The organism is Armatimonadota bacterium, from assembly GCA_022563855.1.
GTDB lineage: Bacteria > Armatimonadota > Fimbriimonadia > Fimbriimonadales > Fimbriimonadaceae > JADFMN01.
The window spans coordinates 23,000-44,922 of the sequence record JADFMN010000001.1; the positions used below are offsets into that span (position 1 = coordinate 23,000).

The following is a 21,923-nucleotide window of genomic DNA, read 5'->3' on the forward strand; positions in this document are numbered from 1 at the left end:
TGGCTTGTTTCGAGTATGCCATCTTAAGCCTTAAGACGGGGCAGGATTCAAGAGTGCATCTAGAACAAAAGAAAGTTAGTCACTCCGGCGCGGACGCTACAGAGATCGCTGGAGAATCGGCTTCCGCGTTTCGAAGATCGCATCGGACAGCTCTGCCACGTGGCCCGGTCGGGGTTTGGGCAAAGTTACTTCCTCACTTGTGATCACCTGGAACGCATACCCGGCTCTTGCGTTCGCCCAATTGGCGAACCGATCGTAGGCCATCTGGGCGACTCCCCCAAGCCGATCCGCCCGCAGGCGCGTCGACTGTTCGGCGAAGCTCAAGATCATGAGGTCTGCCAGCGCGCCGAGCGCGACCTGCTGATCGACCGGTTTTGACAGAGCCTGCGCCAAGAGCTCGCTGACGAACGAATCTCCCGGCGGTTTTGCGCTTTTGAGGAGTCGCTGGGAATGCTCGGCGATGAAGATGCGGTTGATCTCGTTCGTTCCCTCATAGATTTTGCTGACCCGGGCATCGCGATAGATGCGCGCCATAGGGAACTCCTCAGAAAACCCGTACCCGCCGAACACCTGCAGCGCCTCGTCGGCGATCACAGCCTGAATTTCCGAGGCCAGAACTTTGACGATGCTGCACTCGATCGCGAACTCTCGCGCGGCCTTCATGTTGCCCGGCACGTCGCCTGCGAACTGCTTGAACGCACCGTCGATGTTGTGTCCTGTTCGGAACAGGCACGACTCGGCGGCGAAGTACAGCGCAGCCATGTCCGCGAACTTCTGCTTCACAAGGCCGAAGCTCCCGATGGGCTGGCCGAACTGCTTGCGCTCTTGGGCGTACAGGGAGCTCTGCCAAATCGCCTCCCGGGCCGGACCGAGCGACATGGCGCCGAGCTTGAACCGACCTAGATTGAGCGCGTTCAGCGCGACCTGGTGCCCCTTGCCGGGCTCGTGTAGCAGGTTCGCCTGCGGGACATGGGCGTTCTCTAAAACCAGTCGCGCCGTCGACGAGCCTATCAGGCCCAGCTTGTGCTCCTCGCGCCCGACCGAGACGCCGGGGAAGTCGCGTTCGACGATGAACGCAGCGAGCTGGCTCCCATCGACTTTGGCTATCACGAGGAACACGTCGGCCCACGCCGCATTGCTGATCCACATCTTGGTGCCGTTGAGCACCCACTTGTCCCCCTGGCGCTTCGCCGTCGTCGCCAGGCTCAAGGCATCGGTGCCGCTGTCCGGCTCGCTGAGCGCGTAGGCGCCGATCGCCTCGCCGCTGGTCAGCTTAGGGAGGTACTGGCTCTTCTGCTCGTGCGTGCCGAACAGGGAGATTCCGAGCTGCCCGATCCCGCTGGTGACGCCGATTGTGACGCTGAAGGAGGCGTTGAGCGAAAGGTGCTCCAAGATTCTGGCCGCGAGGTTCTTGCCGAGACCGAGTCCACCGTACGCTTCGGGGCCATCGACGCCGCAAAACCCTAGTTCGCCGGCCCGTCGGATCAGGCTCTGCATCAGACCCGCCTCTTTCTGGTCGAGCCGCTCTTGAATAGAGATGACCTCGTTTCTGCTGAACTGCTCAGCCATCTCGAGCATCAACAGCTCGTCGCCGGCAAAGTCTTCTGGAACGAAGGTTCTTTCTGGGGTTGAAGTGAGGAACGAACCTCCGGATTCGGTCGTGTGTACAGGTGCTTCGGCCAATTGTTCCTCGAAACGGGCGATGCCCGCGAACTGGATTATACTGATGCCGCCTGACTTTATGGTACTGGTAGACTCAAGAGGCTCTGCGGGCCTGTAGCTCAGAGGTTAGAGCGTGCGGCTCATAACCGCTTGGTCGGGGGTTCGAGTCCCCCCAGGCCCACCACTTTCGGGTGACGGGTGACGGGTTCCCCGCACCATGTGCCTCGCACCTTGATCCTCGAACCCTCCCTAGCGAGTCTTGCCAGCGTGCCCGAACGGGAACATGACGAACGAGCTGCGCCCGATGATGTTCTCGCGCGGGACCAGGCCCCACATGCGGCCGTCGGACGAAAACGTACGGTGATCGCCCATGAACAGATAGTAGCCCTCCGGGATCGCTGCGGGCGGGAGGGCGGCCAACCGTTGGCCCTCCTCAAACGACCCGATTAGAAATTTCTCCACGGTTCCGAGGCGCGAGGTGTTGACTTCGGATCCTTCGATCAGTAACGGTATGTACCGATCACCGTCCTTTACAAGCTTGAAGTCTGCCATCGGTTCTAGGTCTGCAGCCTCCCCAACCACGATGGTGTAGCCATTGAGGGTCCGGGTCGATATCGTCACGAACGGCTGCTCGATAACTTCACCGTTGCGATAGAAAACTCTATCTCGAATCTCAACTACGTCGCCGGGCACGCCCATAACCCGCTTGATGTAGTCGGATCGCTGCTTGCCGGGCAGGAACGCATGCTCGGGCGGTCGGAACACTGCTATCTCGTCCACCTTCGGATCGTTGAAGCGGTAAACGAGCTTGTTGGCCACGATAAAGTCCCCCTCGTGAAGCGTCTCCACCATCGAGCCGGACGGGATGTGGAACGTCTGAATCCCGAACGGTCTGACCAGCATGAAAACGACGATCGCCGCGTAGATGAAGGCGTCGCAGGTTTCGTTGGCGATGCGGGCGAACGAGAATAGGCCGGTCCGTTTGTGAGTGGGCGTGTTCTTCAGGTACGGGTAGAGGACAAGTCGCACAGCGCTCAGCACCAGCGCGAAGATCAGGACTTTGCTGAGCGGCGTTCGGGCGACCTTATCAACCCAGAAGATAAGGTTAGAGGGCTCTTGAGATTGAGCTACGAAGTTCCAGAGGCTGCCCACAGCGGTTTATCTGCGCTCAGGGATGCGGGCCTTCTTGCCGACCTTGTCGCGAATGTAGTATAGCTTTGCGCGCCGGATCTTCCCGTGGCGCATGACCTCGAACGACGCTACGTTCGGTGAGTGAAGGGGGAAAGTGCGCTCGACCCAGACGCCGCTCGCCTGCTTGCGGATGGTGACGTTTCTGGCGATACCCCCGTTCTTAATGGCGATTACCAAGCCCTCGAAGACCTGGATCCTCTCCTTGCCGGCCTCTCGGACCTTGACGTTCGCCTTGAGCGTGTCGCCGACTTGAATCTCAGGCAGATCATCCTTGAGATACTCTTCGGCAGCGGCGTCTAGAATCGCTTGCTTTGACATTGAAACCTCATCTCGCTGCGCCACGATCCGTGTTGCACAGGCCGGGAGCCCAATTATGACAGATCGAGGTCGACGACGGTTAGGTCCGCTTGGCAGTAAAGGTCGGGGCGGTACTTTCGGGTCGCTTGTACCTGCCTCTGGCGGCGCCACTTGGCGATCTGGGCGTGGTTTCCCGACTTCAGCACGTCTGGCACCTGCTCGCCCAAGAACTCCTCTGGTCTTGTGAAAAGAGGGAATCCGAGCAGGCCTTCGCTGTGGCTGTCGTCCTGGTGGCTCTCCGGGTCGCCCAGAACGCCGGAAAGGAGGCGGACCACCGAGTCGGCCATGACGAGCGCGGGGAGCTCTCCGCCGGTCAGGACGTAGTCGCCGATCGAGTAGACGTGGGTCGCGAGCCGGGTGCGGACGCGGTCGTCGATCCCTTCATAGTGTCCGCAGAGGAGGATGAGACGGTCTTCCTTTGACAATGCCTGGGCGGCCGCTTGGGTGAATTTTACGCCGGTCGGGTCGCAGAGGACGACCGGCGTGTTCGGCTCTGGTTTCAGGGCGTCGAGAGCGTCTTTGATAGGCGGGGCCATCATGACCATGCCAGGTCCGCCGCCGTAGCTCGTGTCGTCTACCGTCCTGTGCTTGTCGTGGACGAAGTCTCTGGGGTTTGAGGTGCCGAACTCGACCGCCCCGGACTTCGCCGCGCGCGCCATGATGCTGTGCGAGAGGGCGTCCAGCACCATCTCCGGGAACAAGGTCACGAAATCAACGCGGAGCATAGTCCGCAAGGTACCCCGCCCTCGAAGCACAGAGGTAACATCCGACGTGAGCCGAGAGGCGTTTTCAGGAGTATCGGGCGGTTGATTTTTCCAACAGATTTGAAGTACACGAAGTCACACGAGTGGGTGCGCGTCAACGGCGACACGGCCACGGTTGGCATCTCCGACCACGCACAGTCCGAGATGGGCGACGTGGTGTACGTTGAGCTTCCCGAGGTCGGCCGCACGCTCCAGTCGCAAGAGTCGTTCGGGACGATCGAGAGCGTGAAGACCGTCAGCGACGTCTACGCGCCGGTCGCGGGCGAGGTCGTCGAGGCCAACGCGGCCTTGGTCGCCCAGTCCGAGCTACTGAACACCGCCCCATACGAGGAAGGCTGGCTCGTCAAGATCAAGATGTCCGATCCGCGGGAGGCGGATTTGCTCATGGGCGCTGAGGCGTACCAAGCGTCGCTCGACGACTGATCCCGCGATGCCGTATATCCCCCACACCGACGAAGACCGCCGTGCGATGCTCGAGACGATCGGCGTCGGTTCAATCGAGGACCTGTTCGTAGAGGTTCCTGCTGATCTTCGCGTTAAAGGCGGGCTGAACGTGCCTTCAGCGATGGACGAGCACGCGCTGTTCGGCCACCTGAAAGAGCTTTCAGAGAGGAACGTCGATCTTTCTCGCACAGTCTGTTTCCTTGGCGCGGGGATCTACGACAGGTACATCCCGGCATCGGTTGGTACGGTGCTGTCGCGAGGCGAGTTTCTGACGGGCTACACGCCTTATCAGCCCGAGGCTTCGCAAGGGTTTCTGCAGACGATCTACGAGTTTCAGACGATGGTCGCGGAGCTGTTCGACATGGATCTCGCGAACGCCTCGCTGTACGACGGTGGGACGGCCATGGCCGAGGCCGCTCTGATGGCGCACGGTGTAAATGGGGGGAAAGTGGTTTTTGTTTCTTCGGCGGTGCATCCTCATTACAGGCAGATTCTCGAGACGTACTGCTGGCCGATGGGGATCGAGGTGCGCGGGATTCCTGTCTCGGATGGCGCGACTTCCGACTACTCTTCGGTGAACGACGAAGCTGCTTGCGTGATCGTGCAGTACCCGAACTTCTTCGGCGTGATCGAAGACCTTTCGTCTGCGCGCGATGCTGCCCGGAAGAGCGGGGCGATGTTCATCGTCGTCGCCGATCCGACCGCGATGGGGGTTCTTCCCCCACCGGGGAGGTTTGACGCGGACGTGGTGGTCGGCGAAGGTCAGTCGCTCGGCATCCCGATGGGTTTCGGCGGCCCGCTGCTCGGGCTGTTCGCGACGAAGAAGGAGTTTGCGCGGCGCATCCCAGGCCGCATCGTTGGGCGTACGACGTGTGTGCAGGGCAGGGTCGGGTACACGATGACCCTGCGCACCCGCGAGCAGGACATCCGCCGCGAGAAGGCGACCTCGAACATCTGCACGAATGAGGCGCTGATGGCGCTCGCCGCGACGGTCTACATGGCCGCGATGGGCAAGAACGGGATGCGCTCCGTCGCCGAGACGACCGTGCGGAACACGCAGTACGCAATCGGTAAACTGACCGAGGCTGGCGCTTCTTTGAAGTTTGCACGGAAAGTGTTTGGCGAGTTTGTTCTGGAGCTTCCGGTGAACGCGGAAGAGGTGCAGCTCGCGCTCCTGCACGACGGAGTCCTGGCCGGCCTTCCGCTCGGAAAGTTCTATCCGGACATGGATAACTGTTTGCTGGTCGCGGTGACAGAGGTGCGCACGAAAGACCAGATCGACGACTTCGCGAAGAAGCTCAAGGAGGCAATCGCGTGATGTTGAACGCCATCCCTCCACACTTCGAGTGTGGAGGGTTTTACTTGCCGGAGGTTCACGCTGAATCGAACCCTCCACACTTCGAGTGTGGAGGGATGGTGGAAAGAGGTGATCAGGTGATGTTGAACTCTTACCCTCCACACTTCGAGTGTGGAGGGATGATGGAGGTGATCGCGTGATTCAACGAGGAGTTCCCGAACCGAAGTCTCTGTTCGAGAAATCATCCCCTGGGCGGGTCGGTTGCAACCTGCCGAAGGCGACTACTCCAGAGGTCGATCTGAGCAAAGCGATCGGAGAGTCGAGAACAGAACTCAACCTGCCGGAGATCGCGGAGCTGGACCTGATCCGGCATTTCACGAACCTCAGCCAGATCAACTACGGGATCGACACGGGGTTCTATCCGCTCGGCTCGTGCACGATGAAGTACAACCCGCGGATCAACGAGATGACCGCGTCGCTGCCCGGCTTTACGCAGCTCCATCCGATGCAGCCGGAGGACTCTGTGCCGGGGGCGCTCGAGGTGTTCATGCAGGTTTACGAGATACTCGAAGAGATCACAGGTTTCGACGAGATCACGATGCAGCCGGTCGCCGGCGCGCACGGCGAGCTGACGTGTCTGCAGATGATCAAGGCGTACCAACAGGGCAAGGGCGAGAAGCGAACAGTCGTGCTGATCCCCGACTCCGCACACGGCACGAACCCTGCGAGCGCCGCGCGCTGTGGCTATGACGTCAAGTCGGTACCGACCAACGACGAGGGCAATACCGACCTGAACGCGCTCGCAAACGTGCTCGACGAAACCGTCGCGGCGTTCATGGTCACGAACCCCTCGACGCTCGGGCTGTTCGAGCCGCACATCGTCAAGGTTTGCGAGATGGTCCACGCGGCCGGCGGGCAGGTGTTCTGCGACGGCGCGAACATGAACGCGATGGTCGGCACGACCCGGCCCGGCGACCACGGCTTCGACTGTATGCACCTCAATCTGCACAAGACGTTCAGCACGCCGCACGGTGGCGGCGGTCCGGGGTGCGGCGCGATCGGGCTGATGAGCCACCTCGAACCGTTCATCCCAACGCCACATCTAAAGCGGATAAACGGCAAACCGAAATTCGACTACAACAGGCCGCAGAGCATCGGTCGCGTGAGCGATTTCCACGGGCAGTTCCTGATGGCTGTCCGCGCGCTGACGTATCTGCTCGCATACGGCAAAGAAGGTCTGCCCGAGATCAGCAGGCACGCGGTGCTGAACGCGAACTACGTGATGGCGCGGCTGAAGGATGTACTCCCGCCAGCGTACGACAGGACGTGCATGCACGAGTGTGTGCTGACGGCAAAGCAGTACAAGAAAAACGGTATCCGTGTGCTCGACATCAGCAAGCGCCTGATCGACTACGGCTTCCACCCGCCGACCAACTACTTCCCGCTGATCGTCCCCGAGTGCCTGATGATCGAGCCGACGGAGACGGAGAGCAAGGAGACGCTCGACGCCTTTTGCGACGCGCTGGTCGCGATCTGTAAAGAGGCTGAGACCGACCCCGACCTATTGCTCAACGCGCCGAGCAGCCAAGTCGTCGGCCGGCTCGACGAGGTGAAGGCGGTCAAACAGCTCGACGTCAAGTGGACCGCAGAGCGGCCCGAAACGAGCCCGGTGTAAAGAGTGATGCTCGTCACAGTCGAACCCCTGAAAGACGGCAGGACGAACATGGCCCGAGACACAGAGCTTCTTGAGCTCGCCGAGAGGGGCGAGTCCGCCGCGCGGGTCTACTCATGGGACGGAGCGTGGGTCAGCCTGGGACGTTTCCAGCACCCGGAAAAGGCGCTGCTGCACCCCGAGAGGATCAACTGGGTCGTGCGCCCAACCGGCGGCAAAGCGGTTCTGCACGGCCACGACGTGACGGTCGGCTTGGCGCTGTCGCTCCGAGACATCGGGATCGGCGAAACGGAGGCTAGGCGTATTTCGGTCGTTTATCGCAGAGCTATCGGGCCGTTGGTTGAAGCCCTGTCACGCGCTGGGGTTTCCGCAGAGCTTGCGGAAGACACAGAGTTCGTTCGCAACGCGGGGCACTCGGCGGACTGCTTTAAGTACGTTTTGCCGAACGACATCGTCGATCCTTCGACGGGCAAGAAGGTCTGCGGCTGTGCGCTCCGGCTTACCGACCGAGCGGTTCTGGTTCAAGCCAGCATTCCGAACGGCACGCCGCTCGTACCGCCTGAGACGGTGTTTCGCGAGGCGCAACAGACCGCCGCCGCTGGAAAGCTGAATCTGTACGATTTTGCACAGGAATTGGCTTCTGCGGAATGGAACCCACGGATTCTCAGTTGCGTGTAATACAATAGAGACATGCCGCGTCCTATGGTCATCCTGTCGATGCTTCTTGTGGTGCTCGTCATCGCTTGCGGTTGTAGCAGCGGGGCTGGGAAGGCACCGCTTACGGGCATCTCTGGCCCTCCCTCCAATGAACCGGCAAGGGACGCTGGTCCACCGTGGGAGCTCGACAGAATTCCCGAAGGAGTCGGCGAACCAGGGGAGCAGTTGTACTCATTGGCGATTCAGTACGAAGAGGGAGCGGAGTATCGATACGAGCTGACGAACGACATGGTGAATCGGCTGCCCGACCCAATTTTCGGTCAAATGGTGACGGTGAAGAGCGATCTGACCGCGACTCAGACCGCGAGAATCGAGCAGCTGGATGGCAGCGGTGCTGTGATTCTGATCAATACGTTCAACGTCGAGTCTAACGTTGAAGGGGACGAAGAGGTAGCGATCCTTATCCAGGATGCCACGGCGGGTATCGAGGGCTCGCTCATGAGAGGCAACTACGACGAATTCGGTCGCGGCACCGATGTCTTTCTAGAGCGTGGGATCGGCTTGAGTCCAATCGGCGCACAGGCGGGCGACGAAGACCTGATCGTCGGGCTAATGGGATTGCTGTTGCCGCCTACGCCGGTAACGCTGGCCGATGAGTGGTTGGGATCGTTCGATTTCACTGCCCAGGTCGGGTCATTCTTCGTCAAGGTCGGAGGGACCGTAGAGAACGGCGAGTTTCCGATCGTTTACGCTCTCGAACAGGTAAACGAGGAAGAGAACTACGCAGTGATCGGCATTCGATCGGAGGGCCGCCCCACGATCATTCTGGCACTCGTCGGCGATGAAACAGTCTCTTCCGAAATGCACGTCTTGATGGAAGGCAGGGCGCTGATCGACCTAGATACAGGCTGGTTGCGCGAGATGAAGGTCACGACGACGGTCGACTACTCCGGGTTTATGCCTGGCGTCAAGCAGGTCGTTCAAAGCACCACCAGGCGGGTTTCTATAAAGAAATAAGCCGCCCAGCTATCTGCTGGACGGCTCTTCAGGCTTCCGCCGCCCCTAGGTCGGGGTCGGCGTGATCGTGAAGCCTTGCGTGTGAAGCTCCTGGCCGATATGGCGCAGCTTCTTCATCGCCCTCAGCTCGATCTGACGAACTCTCTCTCGGGTGACGTTCAGCGACGAACCGACCTCTTCGAGGGTCCTCGCGCGGCCGTCGTCAAGGCCGAACCTCAGCCGGACGACATCCCGTTCGCGGCTCGTCAGGCGACCCAGGATCGTGTCGATCTCCTCGCGCCGCATCAGGTTCCAAGTCACGTCGCCCGGAGTCGGGATGTTCTGCGAAGGGATGAAGTCGCCGATCGACGAGTTGTCCTTTTCACCGACTGGGGTTTCGAGAGACAGAGGCTCGATCGCGACCCGCAACATCTCTTGCACACGGTCCGCCGCCATGCCCACTCGCTCGGCAACTTCCTCAGGCGTCGGCTCGCGGTGCAGCTCTTGCTGAAGCTGGTTCGCGGTCTTCATGACCTTGTTGATCAGCTCAGCGACGTACACGGGGATACGGATCGTTCTGCCCTGGTTGATGATCGCGCGGGCGATCGCCCTTCGGATCCACCAGGTCGCATACGTCGAGAAGCGGAAACCCTTGCGCCAGTCGAACTTTTCGACGGCGCGGATCAGGCCGAGGTTGCCCTCCTGGATCAGATCGGCTAGGGGGATCCCCCGCGCGTTGTACTTCTTAGCGATGCTTACGACCAGCCGCAGATTGGACTCGATCAGCTGCTTCTTCGCAAGAACGCCCAGCTTCATGACGTCCCCGCGCTCCCAATCGTTGAACTTGTGCCTGCGCGATAGGTTCCGCAGCTCTGCGACCTTGTCCCACTGATCCTGTTCCGCGAGATCTTTAGCCTGCACTTTCTTCGCGAGGTCCTCCTCTTGGGCAGGGGTCAGCAGGTGGGCGCGGCGGGTTTGCCGCATCCACATCTCAAGCTCTTCGGAGTCGTCGCTCTTCTTGCGGGCTTCGGCTTCCTGCTCCTCCTCTTCTTCCTCAAGCTCAAGAAGCTCGTCTTCGGTCAGCTCGTCGTCATCGACCAGCATGTGCTTGCTGGCGTCGATGTAGGCGTGACGGCTGTGGGTCCGAACGGTGATCGCTTTACCGCGGCGGACCTGCGTAGGCATCTGGTTGTCTGCTGGCATAAACTCAGTAACTCGTTTTCGTTAGATTCTCGGCACCGGCGACGACGTCTTGTCAATCATCGTTCGACAGTACAAAACGCCTTCGGGCATCACACCAATAGCGGCGGACAACCTGTGGAAATCCTAGGAGTTTGCCGCCGCTGAGTTTCAATCTGATGTAGGTTCAAGGCACGTGCCAATTTGTACTGACGCCTCTATTGTAGTACACGTTGCGCGATTTGTGGAAAAAATCTCCTTTGGGCCGGTCGATTTGCAGTAATTCCGGGGTATTAGGCCCGGACTGCGTGGAGTGCTTCCTTCACCAACTGCGGTATGTCGCTCGATCTATCGGCTACCGCCGCACCCGCAGCCTCGAGCGCGTCTACCTTCGATTGCGCTGTGCCCATCCCGCCGCTGATGATCGCGCCAGCGTGCCCCATTCGCTTTCCAGGAGGCGCCGTCCTGCCCGATATGAACCCGACTACCGGCTTCTTCATCGTCTTGATGTACTCAGCCGCGATCTCTTCGTCCGAGCCCCCGATCTCTCCGATCATGACAACCGCCATAGTCTCAGGATCGGCCTCGAACATCTCCATAGTGTCGATGAACCTGGTTCCGATGATCGGATCTCCACCGATTCCGGCGCACGTAGTCTGGCCCAAGTCCGCCCTCGTCAGCTCCCATACGATCTCGTAAGTCAAGGTTCCAGAGCGGGATACCAGCCCGACAGGGCCGCGCTTGAAGATGTGGCCCGGCATGATGCCGAGCTTGCATTCGCCGGGCGTGATGACCCCCGCGCAGTTTCCGCCGAGGAGCCGGGCACTGCCGTTCGTTTTCAGCCGGTTCACCACGGTCAGCATATCCTTGGTGGGGACGCCTTCGGTGATGAGAGCGATGAACGGGATGCCCGCGGCTTCGGCCTCCAAAACTGAGTCGGCTGCGAACGGTGCCGGCACGAAGATCAGGGCCGCGTTGCCCGCGGTGGCGTCGACCGCTTCCTGCATGGAGTCGAATACCGGCACCCCGAGCAGCTCTTGGCCGCCCTTGCCTGGAGTCACGCCGCCGACTACGGCGGTGCCGTAGGCGATCATCTGCTCAGTGTGGAACGATCCTTCGCGGCCGGTCATTCCGGCAACGATCACGCGGGTGTTCTTGTCTACGAGTATGGCCAAGGGGTCTATAGCCTCCAGGAGGAAAGAACAGAATACCGAAAGAATTGCCGGTATCCGAGACCTTCTGAGCGCCTGAGACCGTAGTACAATCCTAGAAGCGTATGTCGAAGCAATCAAAGACCGTGCGATTCGCAGAGGTTGACAGGGAGACCTCGGAGACCGATGTCAGGCTCACTTTGGACCTCGATGGAGGCACGAAGGTCGATGCCGACACGGGCATCCCGTTCTTCGATCACATGTTGCGAGAGCTAGGTATGCACGGTCATCTCGATCTGGGAATCAAGGTTCGCGGAGATCTCTCGGTCGACGACCATCATACGGTGGAGGACGCCGGGATCGGTCTGGGAATGGCGATCAGGCGGGCGATGATGGATTCGGACGCCATCATGCGCTTCGGCAGCGCGCAACTGCCGATGGACGACGCGCTCGTGCTCGTTTCGATCGACATGATCGGGCGGGGACACCTGGAGTTCGACGTCGAGTTTTCGCGCGAGAGCATTGGGGGCCTCTCGCTCGAGAGCGTTCGTGAGTTTTTCCAGGCTCTCGTGATCAATGCCGGAATGACTGTGCACATGCGGAAGCTGGCTGGCGTGAACGACCATCACGTTTGCGAGGCGCTCTTCAAAGGTTTCGGGGTCGCGATGCATCAAGCGCTGGTGCGCTCGGATCGACGCAGCGGCGCTGCCTCGCACCGGAAGGCCCGGACATAGCGGACGCAGGTCCCAAATCAACTATTTCGGCAAAACGTATCGCTTTGAATCTCGTACCTTGGTGAAGAATGATTGCGTTGAGGCGACACATGAGTGATTGCGCAGGAGGCCACACGTCCTGATGAGGCTTATTGGAGTACTGGTGCCCAGCGAAATCCTGCCGTTCGTTCTCGGCGGTATGGCGCTCCTCATTCCGATCGTGTATCTGCTGACTCACCACCAGCGAAAGATGGCAGAGTTGCTCCGCGGCGATAATAAGCAGGAAGCGTTGCCAGAAGTGATCGACGAACTTAGGCAAATGCGGGCCGAGTTGCAACAGTTACGGACGGAACAGCACGAGACGGCGATCGCAGTCGATGAGCTGCGAACGAGCGTCTCGGCTAGCAGGCAAAGCAGTGCCGGCGTGGAGACCAGGTTGCATGGCCAGTAACATGGCTGGAGGATGACAAATGGCATTTGATTACGTTTTTCTGATACCGATCATTGCGATTGTGATGGGCGGCTTCATAGCTGTAGCAGTCATCGTGACCGGCCACCATCGCAAGATGGCAGTGCTCGTTCGGAAAGAACAGCCGGACTCCGAGGTCTTGAATGAGCTTCGCGCACTGCGAGGAGAGATCGCCGAACTGCGCGATCGAGTGAACCAGCAGACTCTGGCTTTGGAGGAACCCATAGAAAATCGGCCCCGAAGACCGGAGACTCCGCCAGACATCCCGCAAAGACTCACTGAGTGACGCAGGGCTGGTAACCTCCTTGCCGTCGGCAGTCAGGCAAGCCCAAGAGGATGGAGCGATCCGGCCTCAGGAATCGTCCGAAGCCGCCAGCCGAGACAGTCCGAGAGGCGAAAAAGGACTTGTCGGTCGCGAATCGGACGAGTTGGCGTCGAATTGGTCCTGAAAACGTCCGTTTGCGCCGGTTTTGCCTTGATTCTTGCCAAAAAGGGCTGGTATCCTTAAGCTTCCCTCAATCTGCGGAGGAGCGGATGAAAGTAATTCAGCCTTCCTCGAAGCGAATCGGAAGATTGCTCGAGGTGCCGAATCTAATTGAAGTTCAACTCAATAGCTACAAGTGGTTTCTTGAAGTAGGCCTGCCCGAACTATTTAAAACGTTTTCACCGATCTGGGATTTCACCCAGACGAACTATATAGAGTTTGTCGATTTCATACTCGGCGAACCGAAGTACGGTCTCGACGAATGTCGTGACCGCGACTTGACGTTTGAGGCACCTATCAAAGCGACCGTCCGTTTTGGCGGCAAGGATCGCGAGGTGATCGAATCCGAAGTCTACTTGGGCGACCTGCCGTTGATGACCGACGCTGGCACTTTCGTGATCAACGGTCGAGAGCGCGTCATCGTGTCTCAGCTATCAAGATCGCCCGGCATCTATTTCGAAGAGGATGTCGATACTTCGATGCAAATGGTCATCCGTGGGCGAATCATCCCGAAGGAGGGTCCTTGGCTCGAGGTTGAGAACGACGCTGCCGGTGTTGTAACGACCCAGATTTCACAGACCAAGAAGCTTCCAATCACGCAGCTGATCAAGGCGATCCACGGATTCGATCGCGGTCGCGACAGGCAGCTTCAGAAGGTCGGGGATTCGCTGCACAAGAAGCTGAGCGAGCCGCTCGTCGATCCGAAGACCGGGGAGATCGTTCTCGACAAGGCGACGATTCTGACGAAGGCCGTGCTGGCTGGACTCAAGAAGAGCCAGGCATCTTTCAAAGTGACCGTCGAGACTCCGCTTGGCACCAACGACGATATGTTGTGGGCGTTCGGCGAAGAGCAGACCCTCGCCAAGCCGGATGCAGAGGAACTAGAGGGTACTCGGCCGATCCAGGAGATCAAGGACGGCGAAGACAAGGTCATCGTCGGCGCGTTGGTCTTGATCGATGCGGAAATGGCGGAGAGAGTCGCCGAGCTAAAGCCTAAGAACCTTGAGGTGCTGCGGCTGTCAAAACTGGCTGAAGCTACGTTGGCTTCCGACAAGACGTCGACCACGCGCGAGGCGATCCTCGACATACACAAGCGTATGCGTCCAGGTGAGGGGGCCAACGAGGACGCGGCAAAACAGCTTACTTACAGCCTGTTCTTCGACCCGAGGCGGTACGACCTCGGTCGCGTCGGACGCAGGTTCCTCAATCAGCGCCTCAAGCTGGATGTCGACCTCGACATTCGGAATCTGACGTCCGACGACCTGGCGAAGATCCTGAGTGCGATTGAGCCCTACCTGACGAAGCAGGCCGAGCGTGACGATATCGACGATCTCCGAAACAAGCGGGTGCGATCGGTCGGCGAGCTGCTCCAAAGTCAGCTCAGGCTCGGCTTCGTAAGAATGGAGAAGGTCGCTCGCGAGAGAATGACCAGCGCAGATCAGGACAACCTCTTGCCGAGCATCATTCTGTCGGTCAAACCGGTCAGCGCGAGCATCAAGAGCTTCTTCAGCTCCAACCAGCTCAGCACGTTCATGGATCAGACCAACCCGCTGAGCGAGCTGACGAACAAGCGCCGTCTTTCTAGCCTCGGCCCAGGCGGTCTGCAGAGAACGAGCGCGAAGCTGGAAGTCCGCGACGTACACAGGTCGCACTACGGTCGAATCTGTCCGATCGAGACCCCGGAAGGGCCGAACATCGGGCTGATCAACCAGCTGACGACCCATGCGCGCGTCGATGAGTTCGGCTTCATCATGACCCCGTTCCGCAAGGTGAAGGATGGCAAGCTCTTGGACGAAGTCGTTTACTTGACCGCCCAAGAGGACTTCGCTTTCCGAATTGCCCCGGCTGACACGCCGCTCGACCCCAAGACAGGGCTGATCGTCTCCAAAGAAGTGACGGTTCGATGCCCAGGTGGAGATGCTGCGTTCGGTGGTGCGAGCTACCCTACCGTCCCTCGCGAGACGGTCGACATAATGGATGTCTCGCCGGTTCAGATCGTGTCAGTGGCAACGTCCCTGATACCGTTCCTGGAGAACGACGACGCGAACAGAGCCCTGATGGGCGCGAACATGCAGCGCCAAGCCGTGCCGTGCCTGCGCTCGGATGCGCCGGTCGTCGGCACTGGTCATGAAAAGCGAACGGCGATCGACTCAGGAGCGTCCGTCGTTGCACACCGGGCAGGCGTAGTATCGTACGTCGATGCGCTCCGCATAGACGTCGTGTCGGACGACGGGCATGAGGAGAAATACGACCTGTTGCATATGTTCCAGAGCAACAAGTCGACGTGTTTCACCCACCGTCCGGTCGTTTTCGCCGGCGACCGAGTCGAAGCTGGCGATCCGCTGGCTGACGGCGCAACGTGCGACGAAGGGAGGATGGCTCTAGGCCAGAACCTCATCGTTGCGTTCATGCCCTGGGGCGGCTACAACTATGAGGACGCGATCCTCTTGAGCGAGCGCCTGGTCAAAGAAGACATATATACGTCGATCCACATCGAGCGGTACGAGACGGAGGCCGTCGATACGAAGCTGGGGCCCGAAGAGATCACGCGCGATATTCCAAACGTCGGCGACGACGCGCTGAAGGACCTCGACGAGAACGGGATCATCCGCGTTGGTGCAGAGGTCAGGCCGGAAGACATCCTGGTCGGCAAGGTCGCGCCCAAGGGGCAGACCGAGATGACCGCCGAAGAGAGGCTGATCATCGCCATCTTCGGCAAGAAAGCCGAGGAGACTCGCGACGTGTCGCTGCGCGTCCCGCACGGAGAAAAAGGCGTCGTAGTCGATGTGACCGTGTTCAGTCGGTACAAGTATCTAAGCCCGACGATCAACTACGTTTACAAGGAGTCGAAGAAGAGGGAAAGGCTCATCTGCGACCGCACCGAAGAGCCCCTCTTGCAGATTTCAGGCGACGATCTTGCTGCCGGCACCAACATGAGCGTTCAGGTCTACGTTGCGCAAAAGCGCAAGATCATCATCGGAGACAAGATGGCGGGGAGGCACGGCAACAAGGGCGTCATCTCTATGATCCTGCCGGTGGAGGACATGCCGATGTTGCAGGACGGAACGCCCGTCGACATCATCTTGAATCCGCTTGGCGTACCGAGCCGAATGAACATCGGGCAGATTCTAGAAACGCATTTGGGCTATGCAGGGCGGCATCTCGGAGTGCGATACGTGTGTCCCGCGTTCGAGGGAGCGACCGAAGACGAGATATTGGCCGAAGTCGAACGCATGAGCGAATCCATGCGTAGCCAGGTGCTGCAGGCTTACTGCAACAGCGAGCTGAATCTCAACCTGAAATTCAATCCGTTAGACAATCTTGACCAGATGTTCAAGCGAGTCGAGACGAAACTGAAACAGTTGGACGAAGATCGATTGGAGTTCGTCTCGTGCGCGGTAGCTGCGGGCCCGGTAAAGACCAACGGAGAGCTGTCGGTGGACGTGGATATCGACGAGTGGGAGCCGGTTGAGCTGCCGGAGCGTCCAGGTCCGCCTGCGAAGGCAGACCCCGAGATCTACGAAGAGATATTGAAGCGGATCAAGGAGAACGCGTTCGACAGGGCTGGTATCGATCCGGTTTCGTGCAAGTCCGTAGTCCGAGATGGGTTGACGGGCGAACGACTGCCCAATCTGATCACCATCGGGCTCATTTATATGCTCAAGCTCGAGCACTTGGCAGACGAGAAGATTCACGCGCGCTCGATCGGGCCGTATTCGCTCGTTACGCAGCAGCCGCTCGGCGGCAAGGCGCAGTTCGGCGGGCAGCGATTCGGAGAGATGGAGGTTTGGGCTCTTGAGGCGTACGGAGCAGCGTACACGCTGCAGGAGCTGCTCACGATCAAGTCCGACGATGTTGTCGGGCGTGTCAAGGCGTACGAGGCGATCGTGAAGGGCGAGGCGATCTCCGAGCCAGGGATTCCAGAGTCGTTCAAGATTCTTGTGAGCGAGCTTCGTTCCTTGTGCCTGAAAGTGACGATCGAAGATGATCGCAACAGGGTTTTGACGCTTAAAGACCTCGACGAGCTGACAGGCAGCGACGATGTGAGGCTCGCGCGATCAGTGGGGTTCTTCAGTTAGTAAATCGACATTGCAGCCCGGTCGGCGATTGTGCGATCGGGGAGTTCATGCGGCGTGGCCGCAACGAAGAATAAGACAGTAGCATGGCACATAAAAACCTGTTTGATAAAATTCGGATCGGCATCGCTAGCCCGCAGGAGATCAGGAGCTGGTCTCACGGTGAAGCAAAGAAACCCGAGACGATCAACTACCGCACCTTTAAGCCGGAGCGCGACGGGCTGTTCTGCGAGCGGATTTTTGGTCCGGTCAAGGATTGGGAATGCGCTTGCGGTCGGTACAAGAAGATTAAGTACAAGGGGATCGTCTGCGAACGGTGCGGCGTCGAAGTCACGCGCAGCAAGGTTCGTCGCGAGCGCATGGGGCATGTCGAGTTGGCGGCGCCCGTGTGCCACATCTGGTATCTGAAGGGCGTCCCTTCGCCGCTGTCGCTCATCCTGGACATCTCTCCCAAGCAGCTGGAAAAAGTCATCTACTTTGCTGCGTTCATCATCATCGATCTCGAAGAAGAGAAGATCAAGGAGCTGATACCTAAGATCTACCAAGGCGTCGAACAGGAGAAGCTCGGTATCCAGGAGCAGATGAAGCAACTGGAAGTGGAGAGCCTGAAGCGTCTCGCGACAGAGATGGTCAACAACCCTGACGAGTACTTCGACGAGGGGTACGTCCGAGAAAGGATGAAGGCCAATTTCGATAGAATCCGGGCGGAGTTTCGCGATGCGGACGAGCGGCTTCACGATCTCGATATCGCTGCCAAGCTGGTCGGAGAGCTTGAGGTCAACATGCTCATCGACGAGGACAAGTGGCGAGCGATCAGCAAGATGCTCGACGCCGTTGGGCGACGGCTTCAAATCGACCTTGACGAGCTGGTTACGGCAAGCATCGGCGCTGAGGCGATGCGGCTGCTCTTGCGCCGCGTCGACATGGAGCAGTTAGCCGTGGATCTGAAAATCGAGGTCGTCGAAGCCACGAGTCAACGGAGAGTCCGCGCCATCAAGAGGCTGGAGATAGTAAAGGCTTTGCTGAAGTCGAAGAGCCGGCCGGACTGGATGATCCTCGATGTGGTGCCGGTGATCTCGCCAGAGCTGAGGCCTATGGTCCAGCTCGACGGAGGCAGATTTGCGACGAGCGATCTCAACGACCTCTACCGGCGCATCATCAATCGGAACAACAGATTGAAGAAGATCATCGAGATTCAGGCGCCTGAGTCGATCATCAATCACGAGAAAAGGCTGCTGCAAGAGGCAGTGGACGGATTGATCGACAACGGTCGCAGGTCGAGGCCCGTGGTCGGCAGCAACCAAAGGCCGCTCAAGTCGTTGAGCGATATGCTGAAGGGTAAGGAGGGCCGGTTCCGAAAGAACCTCCTTGGAAAGCGCGTTGACTACTCCGGCCGGTCTGTGATCGTCGTCGGCCCGCACCTGAAGCTCCACCAATGCGGTCTGCCGAAGGAGATGGCGCTCGAGCTTTTCAAGCCTTTCGTGATGAAGACGCTGGTCGAGCGCAAGATAACGCAGAATATAAAGACAGCAAAACGCATGATCGAGCGGATGCATCCTGCCGTCTGGGACGGCCTGGAGGATGTCATCAGAGAGCATCCGGTGCTTCTGAACCGTGCGCCTACCCTGCACCGGCTTGGCATCCAGGCGTTCGAGCCGATCCTGGTCGAAGGCAAGGCGATCCAATTGCACCCGCTGGTGTGCCACGCCTTCAACGCCGACTTTGACGGTGATCAGATGGCGGTTCACGTGCCGCTGAGCATGCAGGCTCAATCCGAGGCGCGCGTCCTCATGCTGTCGACTCAGAACTTGTTCTCTCCAGCGGACGGGCGGCCAGTTGCGTCACCGATTCAGGATATCGTGCTTGGCTCGTACGCTCTGACCTTTACCAACATCGAGGCGGCAAAGGCTCTCGACAAGCAGATAGAGCTGAACGAAAGCGACCCGGAAGAGCACGCACCGCCTCCGATCTTCAGCAGCCCAGATGAGGTCCTGCACACCTTCGAGAACCCTCGCGGAACGACGCTCAATGTGAACGCCCCGGTTCGCGTTCGAATTCGCAGACCGGTTTTCAGACCGGATGACGAAATCGACCACCGCGATCCGGAGACGGGCGGCGAGTTCGTCGAAGAGATCACAACGAACGAATTTGACGAAGAGGTGCGCGAGCTCAAACCGTTGGAGCGAAAGTACGAGTCGCTCGTCGTGACGACCACGCCAGGCCGCCTGGAGTTCAACGGCGTGTTGCCGTACCCGCTGCGCTACAGCGACGAATTCCTGCATCTCGAGCTAACCAAGAAGGCCCTGGCTACAACCATCGTTGCCTGCCACGACCAGGTCGGTACGGAGGGCACGATCAAGCTGTTGGACGACATCAAGGACATCGGCTTTAAGTGGGCGACTCAGTACGGCCTATCGATCGCCATGACGGATATGGATCCCCCGGATCGGCGTGTCGAAGTGCTCGACGAGGCGGACGTCAAGGCGGATCGCATCTTGCAGCAGTACCGCACCGGCAGGACGACATTCCGCGAAATGCAGGAGAACTTGATCAGGCTTTGGACGGATACCTACGATGAAATCGGCAACGCGATCGTCGACAATATGAGTCAGGACAACCCGCTTTCGATCATCACGGTCTCAGGCGCGCGCGGCAGCGTGAAGCAGATCGCGCAGCTCTCCGGTATGCGCGGCCTGATGTTCAACCAGTTCAACGAAGTCATTTACGAGCTGCCCGTCCGCAGTTCGTTCCAAATCGGACTGTCGATGCTTGAGTTCTTCGTAACCACGCACGGCGCTCGCAAGGGGTTGGCTGATACGGCGTTGAGAACGGCAGACGCCGGCTACCTGACGCGGCGACTTGTAGATGTCGCCCAAGACGTCATCATTCGTGCGAAGGACTGTGGCACGCTGGAAGGCAGCATTGCGACGAAACTGATGTTCGAAGGCAAGGTGATCGAAAACATCGGAGACCGTACGTTCGGCCGAGTGGTCACGAAAAGCGTCAAAAACCTCAAGGGCAAGCTCGTCGTAGCCAGCGGTGGTGTCGTCACGGTTGACATGGTCAGCGTCTTGAACGGTGTTGAGGAGGGCTACGTCGTGCTCGCTGCAGAAGTTGAATCCGACGAAGATCTGACAAAGCTTCACAAGAAGTTCAGGCGGTTGGGTTATGACTTCGACGACCACGGGCGCTTGGGCTTGGTGGTCAGAAGCCCACTCACATGCCGACTCGAGCAGGGCATTTGCGCCATGTGTTACGGTGTTGACTTGGCGAGTCAGAAGATCGTCGAGCAGGGCGTAGCCGTTGGAATCATCGCTGCGCAGTCGATTGGCGAACCCGGCACGCAGCTAACTATGCGGACGTTCCACACGGGCGGCGTCGCGGGCTCCAAGTCGATCGCTAGAACCAGCCAGTACAAGACCGGCAAGTTCATTCGACAGTTCCAAGAGGACTTTCAAGCAGCGACACAAACGGACAGCAAGGAGTTCGATCCGACCAAGCTGATCGAATCGCAGTCCAGCGCCGTGAAGAGTCTTTTCACAAGAGGTGCCCTGGTAGAAGAGGCCGGCGCAAAGCCGAGAAAGACCAAGGCCACGGAGAAGGCGAAGGAGAAGGCCGACACTGAGTCGCGGAGAATGTGGGAACGGAGTCGCAAGACGTTCTTCTACTCTTGGACCGGTGAGTCCAGCGGCATCGTTCGCGTAGAGGAGATTTTTGAGGCCCGGAAGCAACCGCGAGGTAAAGCGATCATCTGCCCGGTGACCGGGGTCATCGCTGATGTGCAACGATCCAGCTACGGACGATGGGTGATAGTCGAAGCCGAGGTTCCGACGAACCAGACTATGAAGGAGGCTTACGTCGCGGACACTCAGAACTGGGAGACGCAACTGTCAACGGTCCCATCGGTGTCGGGGAAGAAGAAAGAGAAGACCATCGAGACTTACGATTCGGCGCTGGAGAGAGTGATCGGCCAGAAGATCAATACTGCAACCCTACAGGTGTTGCGACGGCACAAGTGCAAGACCGTGCGAGTCTTCTATCCCATCCTCGTTCCACCTCTTGGAAACCTGCCGATCGAGAAGGGCGCCAATATCATCAAGGGCGATCCGCTTACGGAGGGCCCGCTCGATCCTCACGAGGTTCTTGAGCTTGCAGGAGCGAAGTCGGTCTACGACTACTTCATAGAAAACCTACAGTCCGTCTATAAGGATCAGGGCGTCGATATCAACGACAAGCACCTTGAAGTCATCATTCGGCAGATGCTGAGAAAGAGGAAGATTACGGAGGCAGGCGACACGCCGTTCCTCCCAGGCCAGATCGTTGACCGTTTCCGGTTTGCGCGAGAAAACAAGAAGCTCAAACAGATGATTGCGGCCGAAGAGAAGGTTCAGATCGTCGATCCGGTAACGGGTGGAACGAAGGAGCGCAAGCCGAAGCTCGCAACCTGTTCGTGGGTCTTGCTCGGGATCACGGAGGCCTCGCTCGCGACGGATTCATTCCTATCGGCGGCGTCGTTCCAAAAGACCACCAGGGTACTGACGGATGCTGCGGTGCGTGGCAAGCACGACGAGCTTCGGGGGCTGAAAGAGAACGTGATCATCGGGCGTTTGATTCCGGCTGGCACCGGAGTCATGGAGTACCGGGATCTCGCCGTCGATGTCGACCGGACCCAGCCGAGTTGGGCGCATCAGTCGCTCAGTGCGTTGGTTGAATCAGGCGAAGAGGACGTCGAAAGCCTTGAAGATGCATTTGGCGGCCTGTCGCTCGCCGACCTCGCCACAGAGGAAGCGAAAGAGTCCGGAAGGTAAGTC

At 59.1% G+C, this 21,923-nt stretch carries 16 protein-coding genes and 1 tRNA gene; 11 read left to right on the forward strand and 6 right to left on the reverse strand.

Translation table 11 applies throughout. From position 1 onward, the window contains the following. Nucleotides 1–96: 96 nt before the first annotated feature. Entirely contained in the window at nt 97–1,683 is a 1,587-nt protein-coding gene (locus tag IH944_00090) for an acyl-CoA dehydrogenase family protein (GenBank protein MCH7902948.1), read from the reverse strand. A gap of 87 nt (nt 1,684–1,770) precedes the next feature. Here IH944_00090 and IH944_00095 point away from each other — a divergent pair. Beyond that, nucleotides 1,771–1,846, forward strand: a tRNA-Ile gene (locus tag IH944_00095). A 65-nt stretch (nt 1,847–1,911) separates the two neighbouring features. On the opposite strand, the gene lepB is transcribed toward IH944_00095, so the two are convergent. Genes lepB through trmD form a run of 3 tightly spaced genes read right to left on the reverse strand, consistent with a single transcriptional unit; the run spans nt 1,912 to nt 3,935 of the window. Continuing rightward, nucleotides 1,912–2,814, reverse strand: coding sequence for a signal peptidase I (gene lepB / locus IH944_00100; GenBank protein MCH7902949.1), 903 nt, complete (start codon nt 2,812–2,814; stop codon nt 1,912–1,914). A 6-nt stretch (nt 2,815–2,820) separates the two neighbouring features. Beyond that, entirely contained in the window at nt 2,821–3,171 is a 351-nt protein-coding gene (rplS, locus tag IH944_00105) for a 50S ribosomal protein L19 (protein MCH7902950.1), read from the reverse strand. Between the two features lie 53 nt (nt 3,172–3,224). After that, the gene (gene trmD / locus IH944_00110; GenBank protein ID MCH7902951.1) at nt 3,225–3,935 is read right to left on the reverse strand and encodes a tRNA (guanosine(37)-N1)-methyltransferase TrmD; all 711 of its coding nucleotides are present in this window, start codon (nt 3,933–3,935) and stop codon (nt 3,225–3,227) included. A gap of 81 nt (nt 3,936–4,016) precedes the next feature. On the opposite strand from trmD, the gene gcvH reads away from it, so the two are divergent. From gcvH to IH944_00135, 5 genes are all read left to right on the forward strand, one after another. Next, nucleotides 4,017–4,397: a glycine cleavage system protein GcvH gene (gene gcvH / locus IH944_00115; protein ID MCH7902952.1), complete on the forward strand. Its 381-nt coding sequence runs from the start codon at nt 4,017–4,019 to the stop codon at nt 4,395–4,397. A 7-nt stretch (nt 4,398–4,404) separates the two neighbouring features. Further along, nucleotides 4,405–5,736, forward strand: coding sequence for an aminomethyl-transferring glycine dehydrogenase subunit GcvPA (gcvPA, locus tag IH944_00120; GenBank protein MCH7902953.1), 1,332 nt, complete (start codon nt 4,405–4,407; stop codon nt 5,734–5,736). 208 nt (nt 5,737–5,944) lie between these two features. Next, complete coding sequence (gene gcvPB, locus IH944_00125) at nt 5,945–7,390, forward strand: aminomethyl-transferring glycine dehydrogenase subunit GcvPB (GenBank protein ID MCH7902954.1); 1,446 nt, start codon at nt 5,945–5,947, stop codon at nt 7,388–7,390. Nucleotides 7,391–7,396: 6 nt separating this feature from the next. Continuing rightward, a complete protein-coding gene (locus tag IH944_00130) occupies nt 7,397–8,065 on the forward strand; it encodes a hypothetical protein (protein ID MCH7902955.1) in 669 nt (222 codons plus the stop codon). Nucleotides 8,066–8,077: 12 nt separating this feature from the next. Next, nucleotides 8,078–9,061, forward strand: a complete 984-nt coding sequence (locus IH944_00135; protein MCH7902956.1) for a hypothetical protein — start codon at nt 8,078–8,080, stop codon at nt 9,059–9,061. Nucleotides 9,062–9,106: 45 nt separating this feature from the next. On the opposite strand, the gene IH944_00140 is transcribed toward IH944_00135, so the two are convergent. Beyond that, a complete protein-coding gene (locus tag IH944_00140; protein MCH7902957.1) occupies nt 9,107–10,225 on the reverse strand; it encodes a sigma-70 family RNA polymerase sigma factor in 1,119 nt (372 codons plus the stop codon). Between the two features lie 287 nt (nt 10,226–10,512). Then, nucleotides 10,513–11,394 carry a succinate--CoA ligase subunit alpha gene (gene sucD / locus IH944_00145; GenBank protein ID MCH7902958.1) on the reverse strand — a complete coding sequence of 294 codons (882 nt, stop codon included), beginning with the start codon at nt 11,392–11,394 and terminating at the stop codon, nt 10,513–10,515. A 101-nt stretch (nt 11,395–11,495) separates the two neighbouring features. On the opposite strand from sucD, the gene hisB reads away from it, so the two are divergent. The 5 genes from hisB to rpoC all read left to right on the forward strand — a co-directional run bounded on the left by hisB (nt 11,496) and on the right by rpoC (nt 21,920). Next, the gene (gene hisB, locus IH944_00150) at nt 11,496–12,104 is read left to right on the forward strand and encodes an imidazoleglycerol-phosphate dehydratase HisB (GenBank protein MCH7902959.1); all 609 of its coding nucleotides are present in this window, start codon (nt 11,496–11,498) and stop codon (nt 12,102–12,104) included. 121 nt (nt 12,105–12,225) lie between these two features. Further along, the gene (locus IH944_00155; GenBank protein ID MCH7902960.1) at nt 12,226–12,534 is read left to right on the forward strand and encodes a hypothetical protein; all 309 of its coding nucleotides are present in this window, start codon (nt 12,226–12,228) and stop codon (nt 12,532–12,534) included. Between the two features lie 19 nt (nt 12,535–12,553). Then, nucleotides 12,554–12,838 (forward strand): hypothetical protein, encoded by a 285-nt coding sequence (locus IH944_00160; GenBank protein MCH7902961.1) that lies wholly within the window; start codon nt 12,554–12,556, stop codon nt 12,836–12,838. 248 nt (nt 12,839–13,086) lie between these two features. Next, nucleotides 13,087–17,115 carry a DNA-directed RNA polymerase subunit beta gene (gene rpoB / locus IH944_00165; GenBank protein MCH7902962.1) on the forward strand — a complete coding sequence of 1,343 codons (4,029 nt, stop codon included), beginning with the start codon at nt 13,087–13,089 and terminating at the stop codon, nt 17,113–17,115. An 83-nt stretch (nt 17,116–17,198) separates the two neighbouring features. Next, nucleotides 17,199–21,920, forward strand: coding sequence for a DNA-directed RNA polymerase subunit beta' (gene rpoC / locus IH944_00170; protein MCH7902963.1), 4,722 nt, complete (start codon nt 17,199–17,201; stop codon nt 21,918–21,920). Nucleotides 21,921–21,923 lie beyond the last annotated feature (3 nt).

Coding starts and splice junctions, on each gene's coding strand:
- hisB (MCH7902959.1), top strand. CDS start 11,496: ATGTCGAAGCAATCAAAGACCGTGCGATTCGCAGAGGTTGACAGGGAG.
- rpoC (MCH7902963.1), top strand. CDS start 17,199: ATGGCACATAAAAACCTGTTTGATAAAATTCGGATCGGCATCGCTAGC.
- IH944_00130 (MCH7902955.1), top strand. CDS start 7,397: ATGCTCGTCACAGTCGAACCCCTGAAAGACGGCAGGACGAACATGGCC.
- trmD (MCH7902951.1), bottom strand. CDS start 3,935: ATGCTCCGCGTTGATTTCGTGACCTTGTTCCCGGAGATGGTGCTGGAC.
- IH944_00160 (MCH7902961.1), top strand. CDS start 12,554: ATGGCATTTGATTACGTTTTTCTGATACCGATCATTGCGATTGTGATG.
- IH944_00140 (MCH7902957.1), bottom strand. CDS start 10,225: ATGCCTACGCAGGTCCGCCGCGGTAAAGCGATCACCGTTCGGACCCAC.
- gcvPA (MCH7902953.1), top strand. CDS start 4,405: ATGCCGTATATCCCCCACACCGACGAAGACCGCCGTGCGATGCTCGAG.
- IH944_00155 (MCH7902960.1), top strand. CDS start 12,226: ATGAGGCTTATTGGAGTACTGGTGCCCAGCGAAATCCTGCCGTTCGTT.
- rpoB (MCH7902962.1), top strand. CDS start 13,087: ATGAAAGTAATTCAGCCTTCCTCGAAGCGAATCGGAAGATTGCTCGAG.
- rplS (MCH7902950.1), bottom strand. CDS start 3,171: ATGTCAAAGCAAGCGATTCTAGACGCCGCTGCCGAAGAGTATCTCAAG.
- IH944_00135 (MCH7902956.1), top strand. CDS start 8,078: ATGCCGCGTCCTATGGTCATCCTGTCGATGCTTCTTGTGGTGCTCGTC.